This window comes from Deltaproteobacteria bacterium (genome assembly GCA_026388545.1).
Lineage (GTDB): Bacteria > Desulfobacterota > Syntrophia > Syntrophales > UBA2185 > JAPLJS01.
Window position 1 is genome coordinate 1 of sequence record JAPLJS010000080.1, and the last position, 15807, is coordinate 15807.

The 15807-nt window shown below is 45.9% G+C and carries 18 protein-coding genes, 1 tRNA gene and 1 riboswitch; of the genes, 12 read left to right on the plus strand and 7 right to left on the minus strand.

All coding sequences use genetic code 11. The annotated features are described in order from the left end of the window. Positions 1 to 637: 637 nt before the first annotated feature. Positions 638 to 967, plus strand: a complete 330-nt coding sequence (locus NTW12_10150) for a pyrimidine/purine nucleoside phosphorylase (GenBank protein ID MCX5846696.1) — start codon at positions 638 to 640, stop codon at positions 965 to 967. Positions 968 to 1089: 122 nt separating this feature from the next. Here the strand turns inward: NTW12_10150 and NTW12_10155 are convergent, their stop codons facing one another. From NTW12_10155 to NTW12_10170, 4 genes are all read right to left on the minus strand, one after another. Then, positions 1090 to 1863 (minus strand): undecaprenyl-diphosphate phosphatase, encoded by a 774-nt coding sequence (locus tag NTW12_10155; protein ID MCX5846697.1) that lies wholly within the window; start codon positions 1861 to 1863, stop codon positions 1090 to 1092. A 143-nt stretch (positions 1864 to 2006) separates the two neighbouring features. Continuing rightward, positions 2007 to 2669, minus strand: coding sequence for a hydrogenase nickel incorporation protein HypB (gene hypB, locus NTW12_10160; GenBank protein ID MCX5846698.1), 663 nt, complete (start codon positions 2667 to 2669; stop codon positions 2007 to 2009). A 216-nt stretch (positions 2670 to 2885) separates the two neighbouring features. Next, positions 2886 to 3230, minus strand: a complete 345-nt coding sequence (locus NTW12_10165) for a hydrogenase maturation nickel metallochaperone HypA (GenBank protein MCX5846699.1) — start codon at positions 3228 to 3230, stop codon at positions 2886 to 2888. Further along, positions 3212 to 3502, minus strand: coding sequence for a hypothetical protein (locus tag NTW12_10170; protein ID MCX5846700.1), 291 nt, complete (start codon positions 3500 to 3502; stop codon positions 3212 to 3214). Before NTW12_10170 ends, NTW12_10165 begins: the two co-directional genes overlap by 19 nt. 212 nt (positions 3503 to 3714) lie before the next feature. On the opposite strand from NTW12_10170, the gene NTW12_10175 reads away from it, so the two are divergent. From NTW12_10175 to NTW12_10190, 4 genes are all read left to right on the plus strand, one after another. Continuing rightward, positions 3715 to 4557, plus strand: a complete 843-nt coding sequence (locus NTW12_10175) for a MoxR family ATPase (protein MCX5846701.1) — start codon at positions 3715 to 3717, stop codon at positions 4555 to 4557. Positions 4558 to 4569: 12 nt separating this feature from the next. After that, complete coding sequence (locus NTW12_10180) at positions 4570 to 5763, plus strand: hypothetical protein (protein ID MCX5846702.1); 1194 nt, start codon at positions 4570 to 4572, stop codon at positions 5761 to 5763. A gap of 100 nt (positions 5764 to 5863) precedes the next feature. Next, the gene (locus NTW12_10185) at positions 5864 to 6169 is read left to right on the plus strand and encodes a HigA family addiction module antitoxin (protein ID MCX5846703.1); all 306 of its coding nucleotides are present in this window, start codon (positions 5864 to 5866) and stop codon (positions 6167 to 6169) included. 88 nt (positions 6170 to 6257) lie between these two features. Continuing rightward, entirely contained in the window at positions 6258 to 6968 is a 711-nt protein-coding gene (locus NTW12_10190; protein ID MCX5846704.1) for a transposase, read from the plus strand. Between the two features lie 35 nt (positions 6969 to 7003). On the opposite strand, the gene NTW12_10195 is transcribed toward NTW12_10190, so the two are convergent. Further along, positions 7004 to 7417 (minus strand): hypothetical protein, encoded by a 414-nt coding sequence (locus tag NTW12_10195; GenBank protein MCX5846705.1) that lies wholly within the window; start codon positions 7415 to 7417, stop codon positions 7004 to 7006. 327 nt (positions 7418 to 7744) lie between these two features. Next, positions 7745 to 7918, plus strand: a riboswitch (cobalamin riboswitch). A gap of 132 nt (positions 7919 to 8050) precedes the next feature. On the opposite strand from NTW12_10195, the gene NTW12_10200 reads away from it, so the two are divergent. The 4 genes from NTW12_10200 to NTW12_10215 all read left to right on the plus strand — a co-directional run bounded on the left by NTW12_10200 (position 8051) and on the right by NTW12_10215 (position 12923). Continuing rightward, positions 8051 to 10465 (plus strand): homocysteine S-methyltransferase family protein, encoded by a 2415-nt coding sequence (locus NTW12_10200; protein MCX5846706.1) that lies wholly within the window; start codon positions 8051 to 8053, stop codon positions 10463 to 10465. A 99-nt stretch (positions 10466 to 10564) separates the two neighbouring features. Then, the gene (locus tag NTW12_10205; GenBank protein ID MCX5846707.1) at positions 10565 to 11383 is read left to right on the plus strand and encodes an energy transducer TonB; all 819 of its coding nucleotides are present in this window, start codon (positions 10565 to 10567) and stop codon (positions 11381 to 11383) included. Positions 11384 to 11417: 34 nt separating this feature from the next. Beyond that, on the plus strand, positions 11418 to 12005 hold the full coding sequence (gene pyrE / locus NTW12_10210; protein MCX5846708.1) for an orotate phosphoribosyltransferase: 588 nt from the start codon (positions 11418 to 11420) through the stop codon (positions 12003 to 12005). Between the two features lie 6 nt (positions 12006 to 12011). Further along, positions 12012 to 12923: a DUF3047 domain-containing protein gene (locus tag NTW12_10215; protein ID MCX5846709.1), complete on the plus strand. Its 912-nt coding sequence runs from the start codon at positions 12012 to 12014 to the stop codon at positions 12921 to 12923. Positions 12924 to 12957: 34 nt separating this feature from the next. On the opposite strand, the gene nfi is transcribed toward NTW12_10215, so the two are convergent. After that, positions 12958 to 13665 carry a deoxyribonuclease V gene (gene nfi, locus NTW12_10220; GenBank protein MCX5846710.1) on the minus strand — a complete coding sequence of 236 codons (708 nt, stop codon included), beginning with the start codon at positions 13663 to 13665 and terminating at the stop codon, positions 12958 to 12960. A gap of 32 nt (positions 13666 to 13697) precedes the next feature. Beyond that, positions 13698 to 14630, minus strand: a complete 933-nt coding sequence (locus NTW12_10225; protein ID MCX5846711.1) for a bifunctional riboflavin kinase/FAD synthetase — start codon at positions 14628 to 14630, stop codon at positions 13698 to 13700. 145 nt (positions 14631 to 14775) lie between these two features. Here NTW12_10225 and NTW12_10230 point away from each other — a divergent pair. The 3 genes from NTW12_10230 to NTW12_10240 all read left to right on the plus strand — a co-directional run bounded on the left by NTW12_10230 (position 14776) and on the right by NTW12_10240 (position 15684). Then, positions 14776 to 14862: transfer RNA gene (locus tag NTW12_10230), tRNA-Leu, on the plus strand. 390 nt (positions 14863 to 15252) lie between these two features. Continuing rightward, positions 15253 to 15447: a helix-turn-helix domain-containing protein gene (locus tag NTW12_10235; GenBank protein ID MCX5846712.1), complete on the plus strand. Its 195-nt coding sequence runs from the start codon at positions 15253 to 15255 to the stop codon at positions 15445 to 15447. Positions 15448 to 15459: 12 nt separating this feature from the next. Further along, positions 15460 to 15684 carry a hypothetical protein gene (locus NTW12_10240; GenBank protein ID MCX5846713.1) on the plus strand — a complete coding sequence of 75 codons (225 nt, stop codon included), beginning with the start codon at positions 15460 to 15462 and terminating at the stop codon, positions 15682 to 15684. Positions 15685 to 15807: the final 123 nt, after the last annotated feature.

A 15807-nucleotide genomic window follows, 5' to 3' on the forward strand; every position in this document is an offset into this window, starting at 1 on the left:
GCAGCCCACGGCGTCGTGATGGAGAACTGGCGTGAGTTTAATCAGGTGGTGTTGGATTTCTTAGCCAAGGTGGTGAAGATGGAAGGCTGATTTTACTTGTGCGCCTTATAAATGGTAATCCTCACCTCAATTGGACATCGATTGTCATTTAGTTGTAGGTGTTGTCATTTTGCAGCCTAAATGGAATTTGATTTGATCAGGTATACGGACTACCGGGTGAAAGGTGCTTCGTGGACGGAGTTAATCAGGGACAACTGTTCCCAATTCTCCAAAGAAAGTAGAATGACGCTATCAAAAAAAAGTGTACTGAGTCACTAAGTAAATTTTTGATCGTTGTTTACGTTTCAGAAAGAGAATAACAATGCTTAAACTGACGACCTGGATCAGGGTATTAATCGTTATTTCAGCTTTGTCGTTACTATATATTTCATATGCCATTTGTGAAATAATAGAGCATTACTATTATGGAATTCGAAATATTACGAAATTTGGCAAGTTATTAATTCTTGCGTATCCTGTAGTCGCTCTATTGGGAGCGGTTTGGATTATTCTGGGAGTCAGACAAAGGATAAAGTCGCTGTAGAATCAGGCATCAGATTTCATTTTTTGTTGAAGACATAATCAATGGAGGTAACCAATGTCAGCGAATACACCGGAACGATTTGATGATGTCAGTGTGGTCTGCAAGGCAAATATCTATTTTGAAGGCAAAGTGATCAGCCATACTGTTTTATTCAAAGAAGGGAAAAAGAAGACTATCGGTCTGATCTTTCCCGGTTCGTTTACGTTCAATACCGATGCTCCTGAAAAAATGGAGATCACCGTTGGAAACTGCCGGGTTCGTCAATCTGGTGAAGAGCAATGGAAAACCTATCCGGCAGGTACATTTTTCATGGCGCCGGGTAAATCATCATTTGAAATTGCCGTGGATGAGGGTATTTTGGAATATATCTGTTCGTTTGAATAAATCATACCAGCAATAAAAGAAAAGGGGAATGTGTGTCAAGTTTTTGATAGGCAGTCCGGTTTGGGTGAGTCAAGTAATGGAGAAAGGTCTTTGATAGGAAATCCCGGTTAAGTAAAGACGGATTAAATTCTCAAAAGCAGAAACCACAAGATTACAAAGACGATGCGGTAGATTCCGAAAGGGATAAAGGTATGCGTCTGGATGAAGCGAAGCAGAAATTTGATGCTCAGCAGGGCGACAATAAAGGCGGTAATGAATCCCACGGCGAGATAATGGATTTGCGGAAGTGACATTTGCGCCCCCGTTTTGATCAGATCGTAAGCCGTGGCCGCCAGCATGGTGGGAACAGCCAGCAGGAAGGAAAACTCAACGATGGTTTTCCTTTTCAGCCCCAAAATGAGCCCGCCGACAATGGTGGAAGCCGAGCGGGACACCCCCGGGATCATGGCAATAGACTGAAAAAGGCCGATAATGAGCGCGTTTTTGTAAGAAAGATCTCTTATTTCACTGGTTGCGTCTTCACTTTCTTTGTACCATAATTCAAATACCACCAGAAAGATGCCGCCAAGCAGAAGAGACCAGAGTACCACGGTTTCTGAGCCCAGCAGATAGCCTTTGATTAGTTTGTAAAGGGTTAGACCAAGGACGCCGGTAGGGATAAAGGCCACGATAATCCGCTTGATGACTTCAACATCCACCAGCAGCTCCCGCCAGTACAAAAACACAACCGATAAGATCGTTCCCGCCTGAATTGCAATTTCAAAGCTCTTCAGAAATTCCGTGTGCGTAAGGCCCATGAGATGAGAAGCAAGAATCATGTGCCCTGTTGATGAAATGGGCAAAAACTCAGAAACGCCCTGAACGATACCCAGTATGAACGATGTTATTAAATCCATGTGCCTTCTTTTCTTTATTCAGAAAATGCTTTGCAATGCTCGCTCAACAAAGGGGTCAAAATTGCACCCCATACATAACGCAAGAACAGAAAAAGGTGAGATGGGATCTTACGAAACCAGATTTACAATAATTCAGGGAATCTTCATTTTGTTTGGAAGGATTCAATCCGATCGGATAGCCAGCCGTACCAATCATTAAGCCCTGCCGATGTTTTACAGGACACTTCAAATATCTTAAGATTCCGGTTAATGGTAAGGGCATCTTTTTTTGCCTTCTCCATATTAAAGTCCACATAGGGGAGGAGATCGATTTTGTTGATAATCATCGCTTCCGATTGTTGGAACATAAGTGGATACTTTGCCGGCTTGTCGGCTCCTTCCGGGGTGCTCAGGACCATCACCTTTACATTTTCCCCGATTTTGAATTCCGCCGGACAGACGAGATTGCCCACATTCTCGACAATGAGAAGATCAAGCGAAGTGAGATCAAGGCCCGGCAGGGCTTCACGAACCATGTTTCCGTCTATATGGCACGCGCCTCCCGTATTGATCTGAACCACCGGAATTCCAAGCTTGGCAATCCTTTCCGCATCGGAGGAACCCTGGATATCCCCTTCAATAACACCGATTTTATATCTCTCCTGAAGAGCCTCAATAGTCTTCTCCACGAGGGAGGTTTTTCCTGCACCGGGAGAACTCATGAGATTCAGAACATATATCTTCTCATTATCGAAGAGTTTCCTGTTTTCTTCAGCAATCCTGTCATTTGCATCGAGAATATTTTTTACCACTATTATTTTGGACAATGTTGTTTCTCCCCTTTTTTTATAATATCTTTTTAGAAATCCAGTTTTTCCACGGCAAGAGCCTCGTCAATCTTATGAATGGCGTAGCTCGCATGGCAGATCACAGTGTCTCCGATTGAGATGTCCTCCCGCCTGGCGCCGCTGATGTCTATAATGGTGATATTGTCTTAGTCAATGGATATGTTTTTCCAGGGATACCGAGGCGCATGTTTATTATTAATCAACGTCTATCTCAAGAAGCTGTATCCCCTCAGTGCCACCCACAAGAAGCACTTCAGATCCGTTGCATTGCGGACATACCGCAGTATATGTTTCCAGTTCAACATCTTTTTCACAGGAATAACAATGAATAATGATTGGTTTAATATCAAACTCAAGTAAAGCCCCTTCTGCTTTTGTACCGCTGGACTGTATTTCGAAGATAAATGCGAGGGACTGCGGTTCAATACAGGAAAGACGTCCGAAAGAAAGCTTCATGGATTTAACGATCTTAAAGCGATGCTCCTCTGCATATTCTTCGATAATATCCAGAATGGAACAGATTATGGATAGTTCATGCATTTTTTAACTTCAGAGGGTTTACACCATGGAGAGAAAGCTCTTTTAACAGAAACCTCTCCACTTCGGGATTTTTTTCTCACAAGGGGCGTCAATTCGAGACCCATATCTTTGTATTTATAGGGAACGATGCACAAAAAAAAGACATCGGGCAACTCCTCTTCCGGAACGTGCCGGTTATTTTTAAACCAGCGGACAAAACGGACGCCAAGCCCTTCATCCTGGAGAAGAATGTTACCCAGTCCGAGAATCGCAATGTAATTCTTTTCTGTCATATTATCTACAAAAAAATAACGAGGAGATAAAATAACCTTCTCTCCCTTTCTTTATGTTTGCCACGAGCTCATTTTTTTATGAAGCACACACATAGGGTTGCCCATAAGAGTTAAAAAAAGCTCTGGTAATTTTTCTACAGGTGGAATAAAAAAATTATTGTTTTAAAAAATATCTGGCGTTTCACTGTCATGGTTATAAAAGGAGTTTGTTTATGAGTCAAGATAACCGTTCTTTTCGCGGGGGATCAAAATATGTTCTCGATGACGAGCTGGCAAAGATTGTGAATGTTTCCATGGCCCTGGAAATGCCCCTCCTGCTCAAAGGGGAGCCGGGCACGGGCAAGACGATGCTTGCCCATGCCATTTCGGAGAGCCTGCAGATGCCCTTGATCGTGCTGAACGTGAAGTCCAGCATGAAGCTGGTGGACGCCCTGTATCAGTACGATACACTGACGCGCCTCAACGACAGCCGCTTCGGGGATTCCAATCGGGATGTGAGCAATATCGAGGAGTACATCCGGATGGGGAAAATCGGCCAGGCCTTCGTGTCGGAGGCGCGGACGGTGCTGCTGATCGATGAAATCGACAAGGCCGACAGCGATTTCCAGGACGATATGCTTGACGTTCTCGACCAGATGCAGTTCGATATCATGGAGATTGACAAGACCATCACAGCCCGCAACCGGCCGGTGATCGTCATTACATCCAACGCCAAGAAGGACCTCTCCGATCCTTTCCTGGGCCGCTGTAATTTCCATCACATTGCCTTTCCCGATGTCGGGATGATGCGGCTTATTGTAGATGTTCATTTCCCCAATCTGGGCAAAGAGCTGTCCGAGGCCTGCATCGAGGCCTTCTACCGCCTGCGCGATCTCAAGGGAATCGAAAAGAAACCGGCCACCCGGGAGTTGATCAACTGGGTTCGCGCGCTGAAGACGGACGCCGATTTCCAGGTGAAATCGCTGTACCGGGGGAATCTACCCTATCTGGGTATCCTCTTCAAGAAGAGCGCCGATTTGACGGCGGCCGTCCAGCAGATGGCACGGCTGCGCTGAGAGGGATCGGATTTGTTTGTCGAATTTTTTTATACGTTGCGTGAACGGGGCATTCCCGTTTCTCCCACGTCTTTTTTGCGGCTGCAAAGAGCGTTGAGCCTTGGCGTGATCACATCCGTCGATGATTTTTACACGGCCGCCCGTGCGATCCTCGTCAAAAGTGAGCGCTATTTCGATATGTACGATCAGGTCTTTGCTCATTTTTTCAAGGGGGTTGCCCTGCTCGCTCCTGAAGAGATCGAGCTGACGGAGATCGCGAGGGTGCTCCTCGAAGAATGGCTGAAGAACCCGGCGGAAATCGCCGAGGCCCTTGGTCTGGACGAGTCAACACTAAAAAAAATGACACCCGAGGAGCTGATTCAATATTTTCTGGACCGGCTCAAGGATCAGACGGAAGCCCACCACGGTGGTAACCGCTGGATCGGGACGGGCGGCACATCGCCCGTCGGGCATTCAGGCAATCATCCCGGCGGGATGCGCGTTGGCGGCCGGTCCCGCAATAAATCGGCCATCAAAGTGGCCATGGAACGGCGATATAAGGATTATTCACAGGAAGGGCCCCTGACGGAGGTTCAGATGAGCGAGGCCCTGAAGCGATTGCGCCGGATGGTACCCTCCGGGCCGAAAGATGTGGTCAATGTGGATAAGACTATCTATGCGACGATGAAGAACGCCGGAGAAATCGAAATCATTTTTGACCGCCATCTGGCGGATCGTCTCAAGATCATCCTGATGATCGACAACGGCGGCTGGTCCATGGAACCCTACATAGAAGTGGTGCAGACCCTGTTTCACTACGCCCGGAGCCAGTTCAAGGACATGAAGATTTACTTCTTCCATAACACCATTTACAGCCGTGTCTGGCAGGACCCGCAGCGGCGATTCAAACCGGAACCGATCGACGATTTTATCCGTAAGGATCCGGAAACGCGGCTGATCATCGTGGGAGATGCAAGCATGGCCCCCTATGAGCTCATCCACAACAACGGCTCGATATACGTCGATGAGAGTGAAGTAGGGACCGGCCTGGAACGTTTGAAATATCTCGCCCATACCTTCCGCCATGCCGTCTGGCTCAATCCCCAGCCGGAGGAGGAATGGCGGTATACGTATACCATCGGCATGATCCGGCAGGTCTTCCCCATGTTCGAACTGACCCTGGACGGTCTGGAGAAGGCTGTTCAACACCTCATGGTAAGGAACTGACCCACTTCCGCCGGATCGGAGGCAGCACAAGGAAGAAATCCATTGGCAAGATGGCAACGCCTTTGATGTGGAAATCACTGATTACCATTAGGAGCATGATATGCATAAAAAAACAGAAAAACTCGATCTCATTATACCCGGCGAGATTCTCTTCGAGGATTTCATGAAACCTGCGGGCTTGAGCATCAATCAACTGGCCAGGGACATTGACGTGCCGCCTGGCCGAATCAGTGAGATTATCAGTGGTAAGCGGGCCATTACCGCGGACACCGCGCTCCGTCTTGGAAAATACTTCGGGGTGTCTCCTGAGATCTGGCTGAGTCTGCAAACGGATTATGATTTGCGTATTGCCAGACTTACAACATGGCCGGGCATAGAATCCCTCGTCAGAATCCGGGCTGCATAATCCATCTTTCAATGGGCAAAAAATGAAGGCGTAAAGGGGACGGTTCTCTTTAGTTGACAAAGACGGTAAACGATGGTAAATTTAAACCATGCCAAGGACAGCAAGAATAGCTCCCAAGGAGCATATCTATCACCTACTGACACGAGGAAACAACCGTCAGGATGTGTTTGAGGACGAAGAGGATTTCAGAAAATATCTGGACCTGCTCTATCTCTACAAAGAGAAATACTATTTTATGCTGTACCACTACGTTATGATGACCAACCATGTTCATCTGGTAATTGAACCTTCAGAAGGAGGAGGCTGTTTATCCGAAATAATGAAGGGGATTAACCTGTCCTATGCCCGGCATTATAAGCGCAAATATGGTCATATGGGTCATTTCTGGCAGGATAGATACAAGAGCATTATAATTTCAAAGGATGAGTATCTGCTTGCCTGCGGCAGCTATGTGGAACTGAATCCAGTACGGTCAAAGATGGTGGAAGATCCGAAGTATTATAGATGGAGCAGCTATTGTGTGTATGGTTATGGAAAGAAGGATATCCTTGTGGATGAGCATCCTATTTACCTTCAATTGTCGGAGGAGGAAGAAGAGCGGCGGAAAAAATACCGGGAGTTTGTACGAGGCATGCTCAAAGAGAAAGAGGCGATGAAGGGGGAAATGGACAGGCGGTTAGTGTATGGAGGTGAGGATTTCGTAAAAGATATGACGAAGACCTATAATATTTCTGAAAAGATAAAGCGGATGGGGCGACAAAGAGGATGGCGGAAAAATAAAGAGAACCGTCCCCTTTAACATACTCCATCCTTGATTGTCAATCATCCTCATTCTCACAATAATAAAACTGAAGTATCCCGAAGAATCAATTGCAGATCATGAGGTTCTGCTTCAAATACTTGTTTGGCGAGACCTCCATAACGGTTTCTTCTCCATTCTTCGTAAAAAGAAAATCTATTTTCCGTTGTTGGGCGATTACATATAATATCTTTACTCATCAATGTTAGGCGACATTGATGCCTCGTACGGCCCACAATAGCATCATCGTAAAAATCGGGGTTTAAGTTATCACCCATTTCGACTATTTTAAAAACCCCCATTATTTTTTTTCGTCCGGCTCGATAATAAATAACAACATCATCAATATTTATACGTTTTACCTGTTCTTTGTTCCAGAAGCCTATCAGGTTGTTGTCGATATCCCAAAGATTTTCATGATGTACAACGAACCATATTTTCTTCGTCATCGTTACCTCCTGATTTGGGCTCAAATTGCTAATTTTTTTTGATAAGAACTTCCTTTTTCGTGGAGGAAGTATAAGAAAAACGGTCTTGTGTGTCAATGGAATAACGGCCCCACAATGTGGGGTGTGATTCTGGTGATCATGAAAGGGATGAAAGCCTTTTATAAGACCAGGGAATGGAAGTTTATGAAAAGATCGGGGTGCTATGACATATCCTCATTTTTTTTACTTGAGGAACGCGCTCGCTGTGGATTCATTTCTACTGTTTGATTAAGCCGTCTGTTTTGTTCTTGACAAGAGGGGAACCTCTTTATTATACTTCGCCAATAAGTGAACAAACTAAAAGATGGATGTGAGGAAGAGGGGTAAAAAGCCCCCGCTGCCCCGCAGCCGTGACGGGAACGAAAACCTTAAACAGCCACTGTCATGAACGAACCATGATGGGAAGGCAGGTGAGTAGGGAGCCCTGAGCCGGAAGACCCATCCATCTGAATTTCCCCGAGGGAGGAAGATCATATTCCCATTTTATTTCTCATCTTTATTTTCCTTCCTCATTTTTTTCAAAGAACGGAATGATCCACTTTATGGCGCTTGTTTGCCCATAATGGTGTGAAATCACCATTCAGGAGATCCGTATTGAATCCAAAACGGAAGATCATAAGCCTCTTAAAGAAAAGAGTCCTGATACTCGACGGGGCCACGGGAACTGAGCTGCAGAAACGGGGGATGCCGGCAGGTGCGTGTCCGGAGGTATGGTGTCTGGAAAATCCCGGGGCCATTCAGGATATTCATGCGGCTTATCAAAAAGCCGGTTCGGATATTATCTATACCTGCACCTTTGGCGCAAACCGATTGAAACTGCGCCAATACGGTTTTGAGAATGCCGGAGAAATCAACAAACAGCTTGCCCTTTTAGCCAGACGCGCTGTGGGGAACAAGGCGCTCATTGCGGGGGATATCAGCGCGACAGGACATTTTGTCGAGCCGTTTGGCGACTTACTGTTTGAAGAGGCCGTTGAAATATTCAAAGAACAGGCCCGTGGGCTTCTCGAAGGCGGTGTTGATCTTTTTGTTATTGAAACAATGATGGACATCCAGGAGGCACGGGCGGCGCTCATCGCCGTAAAGGAAATCACCGACCATTTCACCATGGTTACCATGACCTACGAAACGAACGGGTATACTCTCAGTGGAACAAACCCGGTGACCGCCCTCATAACGTTGCAGAGCCTTGGAGCCGATGCCGTTGGGTGCAACTGTTCAACGGGACCGGATGCGATGGTGAATTTTATCGCCGCCATGAAGCCGTATGCCACAGTTCCGCTGGTGGCAAAGCCGAATGCCGGCATGCCGAGGCTGGAAGGCAAAAAAACAGTTTTTGATATGGGACCCGAGGAGTTTGCATCATTCAGCGCGCAGTTTGCGGCGTCCGGTGTTAACTTAATAGGCGGGTGCTGCGGAACAACACCGGAATATATCGGAGCATTAAAGAAAGCGGCGTGTAATGCCCCCGTGATTGGTCCCGTGCGAAAGTCCGTAAGCGCTGTCAGTTCCGCCAGAGGTTGCACAATATTTGATCACGGCAGTCCTTTGGTCATAATCGGCGAGAGAATCAATCCAACGGGTAAAAAGGCCCTTCAACAGGAGCTCCTTGACGGCAAATTGAACATTGTCAGGCAGATGGCAAGGGAACAGGAAAAACAGGGGGCTGATCTTCTTGATGTGAATGTCGGGGTTCATGGCATTGATGAGATTGATACGATAAAGAAAGTTATTCATCTGCTCTCTACAAGCACCGGCTTACCGCTGGTCATCGATTCCCCTAATAGTGAAACGATAAAAACAGCCCTCAGAATATATCCCGGCCGTGCCTTGATAAATTCCATTTCCGGTGAAAAGGAAAAGATGAAAGAGCTGCTTCCCGTTGCCGCGAAATACGGAGCCATGTTTATCCTTCTCCCCATAACGGATGGTGAAATACCGGAGACGGCAGAAAGAAGGAAAGCCGTTATTCAGGAAGTATTCCGTGCAGCCCGGGACTTTGGTTTTTCGAAGGACGATATCGTTGTAGATGGCCTCGTAATGACCGTGGCCTCGAATCCTCAGGCGGTGAAAGAGGCGCTGAAAACTGTGGCCTGGTGTACGGACAGCTTCGCGTGCAGAACGAATCTCGGTCTTTCAAACGTGTCTTTTGGCATGCCGGAACGAAAATGGATGAATATCGCGTTTCTCGCCATGGCGCAGGCATCGGGGTTGACCATGGCAATTGCAAATCCTGCTGAGCGGGATCTCATGAATATACAGATGGCAGGCAATGTGTTCATGCAGAAAGACAGGAACGCATCGTCGTATATCAGGCATTTTTCAGAGCAGCCTGCCCTCGATAAAACCGCTCCCCCGGAAGAAAAATCTTCACCGGTACAAAAGGTATCTGAGGCCATTATGGAGGGGAATCGGGATGGTATCATCAATCTCGTCGAAAGTGCCATTGTATCGGGGATGAATCCATCCAATCTTGTGAAAGATGTTATGATTCCGGCGATTATCCGCGTGGGAGAGTTGTTTGATCAAAGGAAGTATTTTTTACCGCAGCTGATTGCCAGCGCCGAAGCGATGAAGGCCGCCCTTGGGCACCTTGAACCACGGCTTCAGCACGATAAAAAAACCAAGGTTGGGAAAGGGGTTATTATTCTTGCCACAGTAAAAGGTGATATCCACGATATTGGCAAGAATATAATTGCTTTGTTGTTAAAAAATCACGGCCACAGAATTATTGATCTCGGCAAAGACGTACCGTCTAAAACCATCATTGAGGCCATAGGGCGTATACAGCCTGATGTTGTCGGTCTTTCCGCTCTCATGACAACGACCATGCTGAACATGAAAGAGGTCGTTGATCTCGCAAGAAGTGAAGGGTATTCATGTCCGTTTGTTGTGGGTGGCGCCGTGGTTACAAAATCCTACGCCAGTTCCATCGGTGCGGCCTATGCTAAAGACGGGGTGGAAGCGGTGCGGGTAATTGGCCAGGTGATTAAATCGAAGAAGATGTAGATATCCCGGATCGAGGGGACGGGTTTTACGCGCGGCTTACCGGGGGATTCAAAGTTCCTCACGCCACGTGAGAAGGAACTTTTAAAAAGGTATTATTGAATGCACCTTGGAGAAATTTTCAAGAAAGACCATTCAGAATCGTGCAAGCTGAAGGATGCAGCTTGTGGAAATAATGGAAATACCCGTAAAGACTTATTTTTTGCTATGTCTGCATCCCTTGCCATGCATATAGGCATAGTAATTATCCTCACTACTGCCACAGCCATGTCCACCAGTTTAAAAATATGGGAAGATTCCGTTCTTCATGTATCTCTGGTTTCATCGACAGAAGGACGGAGGACGGATATAAAGGATTTGTCAGAAATTACTCTACCGATGAAGGAACCCGCTAGCGACAGGGCAAACACCATCGAACCCCAGGTGGTAGTCAAACCGGTTGAGAAAAAAGACAGAGACAAAATATCAGTGGAGCCGGTTACTTCCCGTGTTGTTGAGATGCAGTCTATCAAACCCATGGTTGCTTCGATATCTCGTCCGGCCAGCCTGCGAACGAATGATGGGTCAACAACACTGCAGGGTAACAAGGGGTATGGTGAATCTGTCGCCGGCCTTTCACCGGCGACTGGAATATCTTTGGCTGTTCCGCGGTACCGTGAAAATGTCCATCCCGCCTATCCACTGATTGCCCGAATCCGGGGTTATGAAGGGGTCGTTCTTCTTTCCGTGGAGATTTCTGCCGACGGCAGGGTTGGCGGTTTGAGGATTAAAAGATCCTCCGGATACGCTATGCTGGACATGTCGGCACTTGAGGCGGTAAAAACATGGAAGTTTGAACCGGGCAGGAAGATGGGGAAACCCGCCAACATGTGGGTTGAAGTTCCTGTGAAGTTTATCCTGAGGGATAACGATCAGATGTAAAAAGCTTTGCAAACCTTATGAGGCGATAAATGAAATGATCCATCATGGCATGAAACAGAGACTGGCTGAAATCATCCTGGAAAGGTCTTTTCAGTTCAGAGAAGATCCCCCCTTTACACTGGCTTCAGGGAAAACGAGCAATTATTATTTCAATTGCAAACCGACAACCCTGGATCCCGAAGGAATGTACCTTATCGGTAATATCCTTTTTGACATGCTCGGTGATGCCGATATTACCGCAGCCGGAGGCCTCACCTTAGGAGCGGACCCTATCGCCAATGCCCTTTCTCTCATTTCGTACCAGAAAGGCAGACCTATCAAATCTTTTATCGTGAGGAAAGATGTAAAAAGTCATGGCACGAAGAGCGCTGTCGAAGGGAATATTACACCGGGAGAAAAGGTAGCAATCATCGATGACGTGATAACAACAGGTGGCTCGACGATTACTGCGATAGAAATTGCGAGAGAAGCAGGTTTGGTAATTGATCGAGTCGTTGCCCTTATTGACAGGGAGGAGGGCGGCAGGGAGAATATAAACAAATATGTTGCCCGGATCGATGCTGTGTTGACAAGATCGGAGATTATGGAACTTTACCAACAGCGTCGAAAACCTGCGAAGTGATTTATAATGAAAAGAACAGTTACTTTAATCGTCTCTCTGTTACTCTTCATGGCATTTATTCCTGCGGCAGGTTGCAAAAAAGCCGAAGAACCGAAGAAGCCTGAGGTATCTGTTTTACCGACAGCACCAGTTCCACCGGGAATTTCAACTCCTCCTTCAAGTCCGGAAAAACCGGAATCTCCAGCAGCCCCGTCTGCAACCGTGACTTCCGTTCCACCAACGACACCTGCTCCCGGCGAGCCGGCTGTTGCGCCTCCAGGCTCGGTTACACCCGCGAAACCGGCAGATAAGGATAGTATCCTTGTTGCAGGATTTAATTCTGCCCAGATGGAGAAAGGCGCTCCCACGGAATGGTTGCTGGACAGAAGAAGGGGCACACCTTTTCTTAAACTTGAAAAAGGGTCGGAAGGCTATTGTCTTCACATGCGAAGCAATAACGAATCATCCTTCGGTGTAAAAAGGGGGATAAAGGTTGATATCAAAGAATATCCTTATTTACATTGGAGGTGGAAGGTTGACCGGCTTCCGGATGGCGGCGATGTGAGAAAAACCGATACGGATGACCAGGCGGTTCAGCTCTATGTTGCTTTCACGCCGACAGGATTTCCAGCGGCGTTAAACACCCCCGTTCTTGGTTACATATGGGATAACGAGGCTCCTAAAGGCTGGACAGGCAGAAGTAAACAAATCGGCGGAGGGAAATTGAAATACGTCGTTGTCAGGAACAAAACCGATCAACTGGGACAGTGGTATACGGAAAAGAGAAATATATACGAGGATTCCAAAAAGCTCCTTAAAGAGAGTAAAGGCGGCGAGACTCCGGGGCTCACTCATGGGGTCCAGTTTTATATCAATTCACAAAACACCAGGAGTGCGGCGGAAAGTTATATATGTGAAGTTTATTTCAGCAAGAACTAACGTCTCCTTAAAAAGTCCATGTCTAATCCGGTTTTCAACTTTTTACGAAATCATCAGAACTGATGGTTTTTAACCGGAGACTGTTTACCGCAAGGTGTGCCCTCCTGACCGGTTCGCAAAGTCTATAGCCCCTGCAGCAAGAAAGAACCAGTTCAATTGCCTTTCGGATGCCCATTTTATGCCCCGGCGATATGAATACCGGTTTTACCTTCTTTTTGGTCCGTAAGGCGGCTCCAACAACCTGATCATCCAGAATGAGATCCGCATAATCTCCAACCATATGACCGACTTCGCCATGTACACCAACCAGCCTTTTCTTGGCACAGCCTATAGTCGGTATGTCTAAAAACAGCCCCATGTGTGATGCAAGGCCAATACCACGGGGGTGGGCAATCCCCTGGCCGTCAAAAATGACGACATCGGGAACGTTGCGAAGGATTTCAAAGGCTTTTAAAACAGCGGGTCCTTCTCGAAAGCTCAGGAGACCCGGGATATACGGAAAGGAAACCCTTTCGGTAAAACAGGTCTCTTCAATAACGTTCATGGTTGGGTATTCCAGCAGAACGACGACTGCAAAAAACAGGTCACTTTGCCTGGAATAGGATATATCGGCGCCGGCGATGGTGCGAATCTGTTCAGGAAAATCTCTGTCATGAAGAATGAGTTTTTCCTTGAGTTTTTGCTGGATGATTATAGCTTCTTTATAACTTACGTCCCAGCGGTGATGGTAGTGAATTTTCATAAAGGGGGAAAATAGCGGTTGAGCAGAGGGCACTAAAAATACGGTTTCAGTATATCACGTGCCTGATCGATGTCACTTTTGATCTGTTGAACCAGTTGTTCGGGCTTATCAAATTTTACTTCATCTCGAAGTCTATCGACAAAAAGGACATTCAGCTTTTCCCCGTAAATATCTCCCGTGAAGTCAAGCAGATAAACCTCTATAGAAAGCTCGCTATCACAGAAGGTGGGGCTGAACCCTATATTTAAGACACCCTGGTGGCGGTTTCCCTCCAGATCGACAATGACTGCATAAACACCGTGAGCAGGAAGCAATTCCTTATCCGGTTTTATGTTAGCTGTCGGAATTCCGAGAGCACTGCCCCGACTTTTTCCTGGGACAACGACACCACTGACATTGTAGTGCCTTCCTAAAAGTCTTGCAGCCAATTTGACATTACCGTTGAGAATTGCGTATCTCAGCCGGGTGCTGCTGATGGGCTCATCACCGAGCTTGACAGCATTTATGGTCTCCACCTCGAACCCGAGTTTTTTCCCAAAATCGGCAAGAAATGCTTTGTTGCCAACTTTGTTTTTCCCAAAGGTATAATCATGGCCGATGAAGATTTTCCTGATATGAAGTTTGCCCCAGAGTATATCATTGACAAATGACTCGGCTGTAATTTTAGAAAATTCGAGATCAAAGGGGATGAGGATCAAACCATCGATTCCACTATCTTCAAGAATTTTGATTTTCTCATCGGGAGAAGTAATTAAATAAAAAGGTTTAATGTGCGGGTGAAGAATCTTTTTAGGGTGCGGATCGAAGGTAATCACCACAGCTTTTCGGTTTTCCCGATGGGCTTCATCGATAAGTTTTTCAAATATGGGTATGTGGCCCCGGTGGACTCCGTCGAAATTACCTATTGTTACGAACGCATCCCGGAATTCATGGGGTATATCGTTCAAATCTTTGATGACTTTCATTCTATGGCCTGCAAAGTTTACACTTCCTTTAATTTTCGCGTTACCATAGCATTAATAGAGTTAATTTCAAGCCCAATTTTTCTTGACAATAGTCTGAGACTCAGTGTAGACAACCACAGTAGTTTTTCATAATATAAAAAAATGTGCCGAAGTGGCGGAACTGGTAGACGCGCTAGGTTCAGGGTCTAGTGGGGGTTTCTCCGTCCCGGTTCAAATCCGGGCTTCGGCACCATAAGAAAAGCAGGGGGTTAGCTAAGAAATTGGCTGCCCCTTTTTTCTTGCTCGTAATGTTTTGGTCACTATTTGGTCACTATTCACGGAATCTATCTATCGATTTTACATTTTTTTATCATTCTTTCAGTTTTTCTCATTTTCCTGTTAATTTTTACAAAAAATTTTAACTTTTTTTCCCCTTAAAATTGCCTGATTTCTTATTATTTCCCCATTTTCCCATTGTTTCAAACCACTGATTTTATTACATTAATTATTTAGGACAATATAATATAATTTATTATAATATAATATAACATATTAATATCATTGAAGTTTTTCCTTGACATTCGACAAAAAAATCATTATTTTAAGCAAAAAGAAAAAAAGAGATAAAAAGGGGAGGGACTAAATGTCAAGAATGAAAAAAGTAACAATACTTCAGCAGCGTTTCTATCCCATACCGGATGCGGCTAAATTTTTAGGTGTCTCCGAGCAGTTTTTATACAACGGCACTAGCCGAAAATCGAAGAAACCATTGCAAATTCCGTTTAAGCGAATTGGCGGAAAAATCCTATTTGATCTACGTGATCTTGAAAATTTATAAAGGTTCCGAGCCATGTCGTCTCACACTCCTTCCCTCGCTTGTGTCGAAGTGCAGAAAACTGTCAATGCCATTGTGGATCAAGAAGAAAATGAAGCCGTACTAGGCAAGGAAATAGACATTTATGAGTTTCCTGATGGAATTATGGGCGGTTTTGCAGATGAATTTGCAGAAATCCTGTCTAATCACCTGGAATCGGCAAGGCATTTTTTCTTCTTTACAATAATTAGTTCGTCCTGAAAAATAAGGTTTTTAAAAGTTTTTTGTTGTTCTGTTCTTTGACAACTGAAGATAATTGTGGATGAGAACGGATTTCCGGGACGATTTCCCCTATGCGGCCCGTTTCATCTCCCTTAAGGCTTG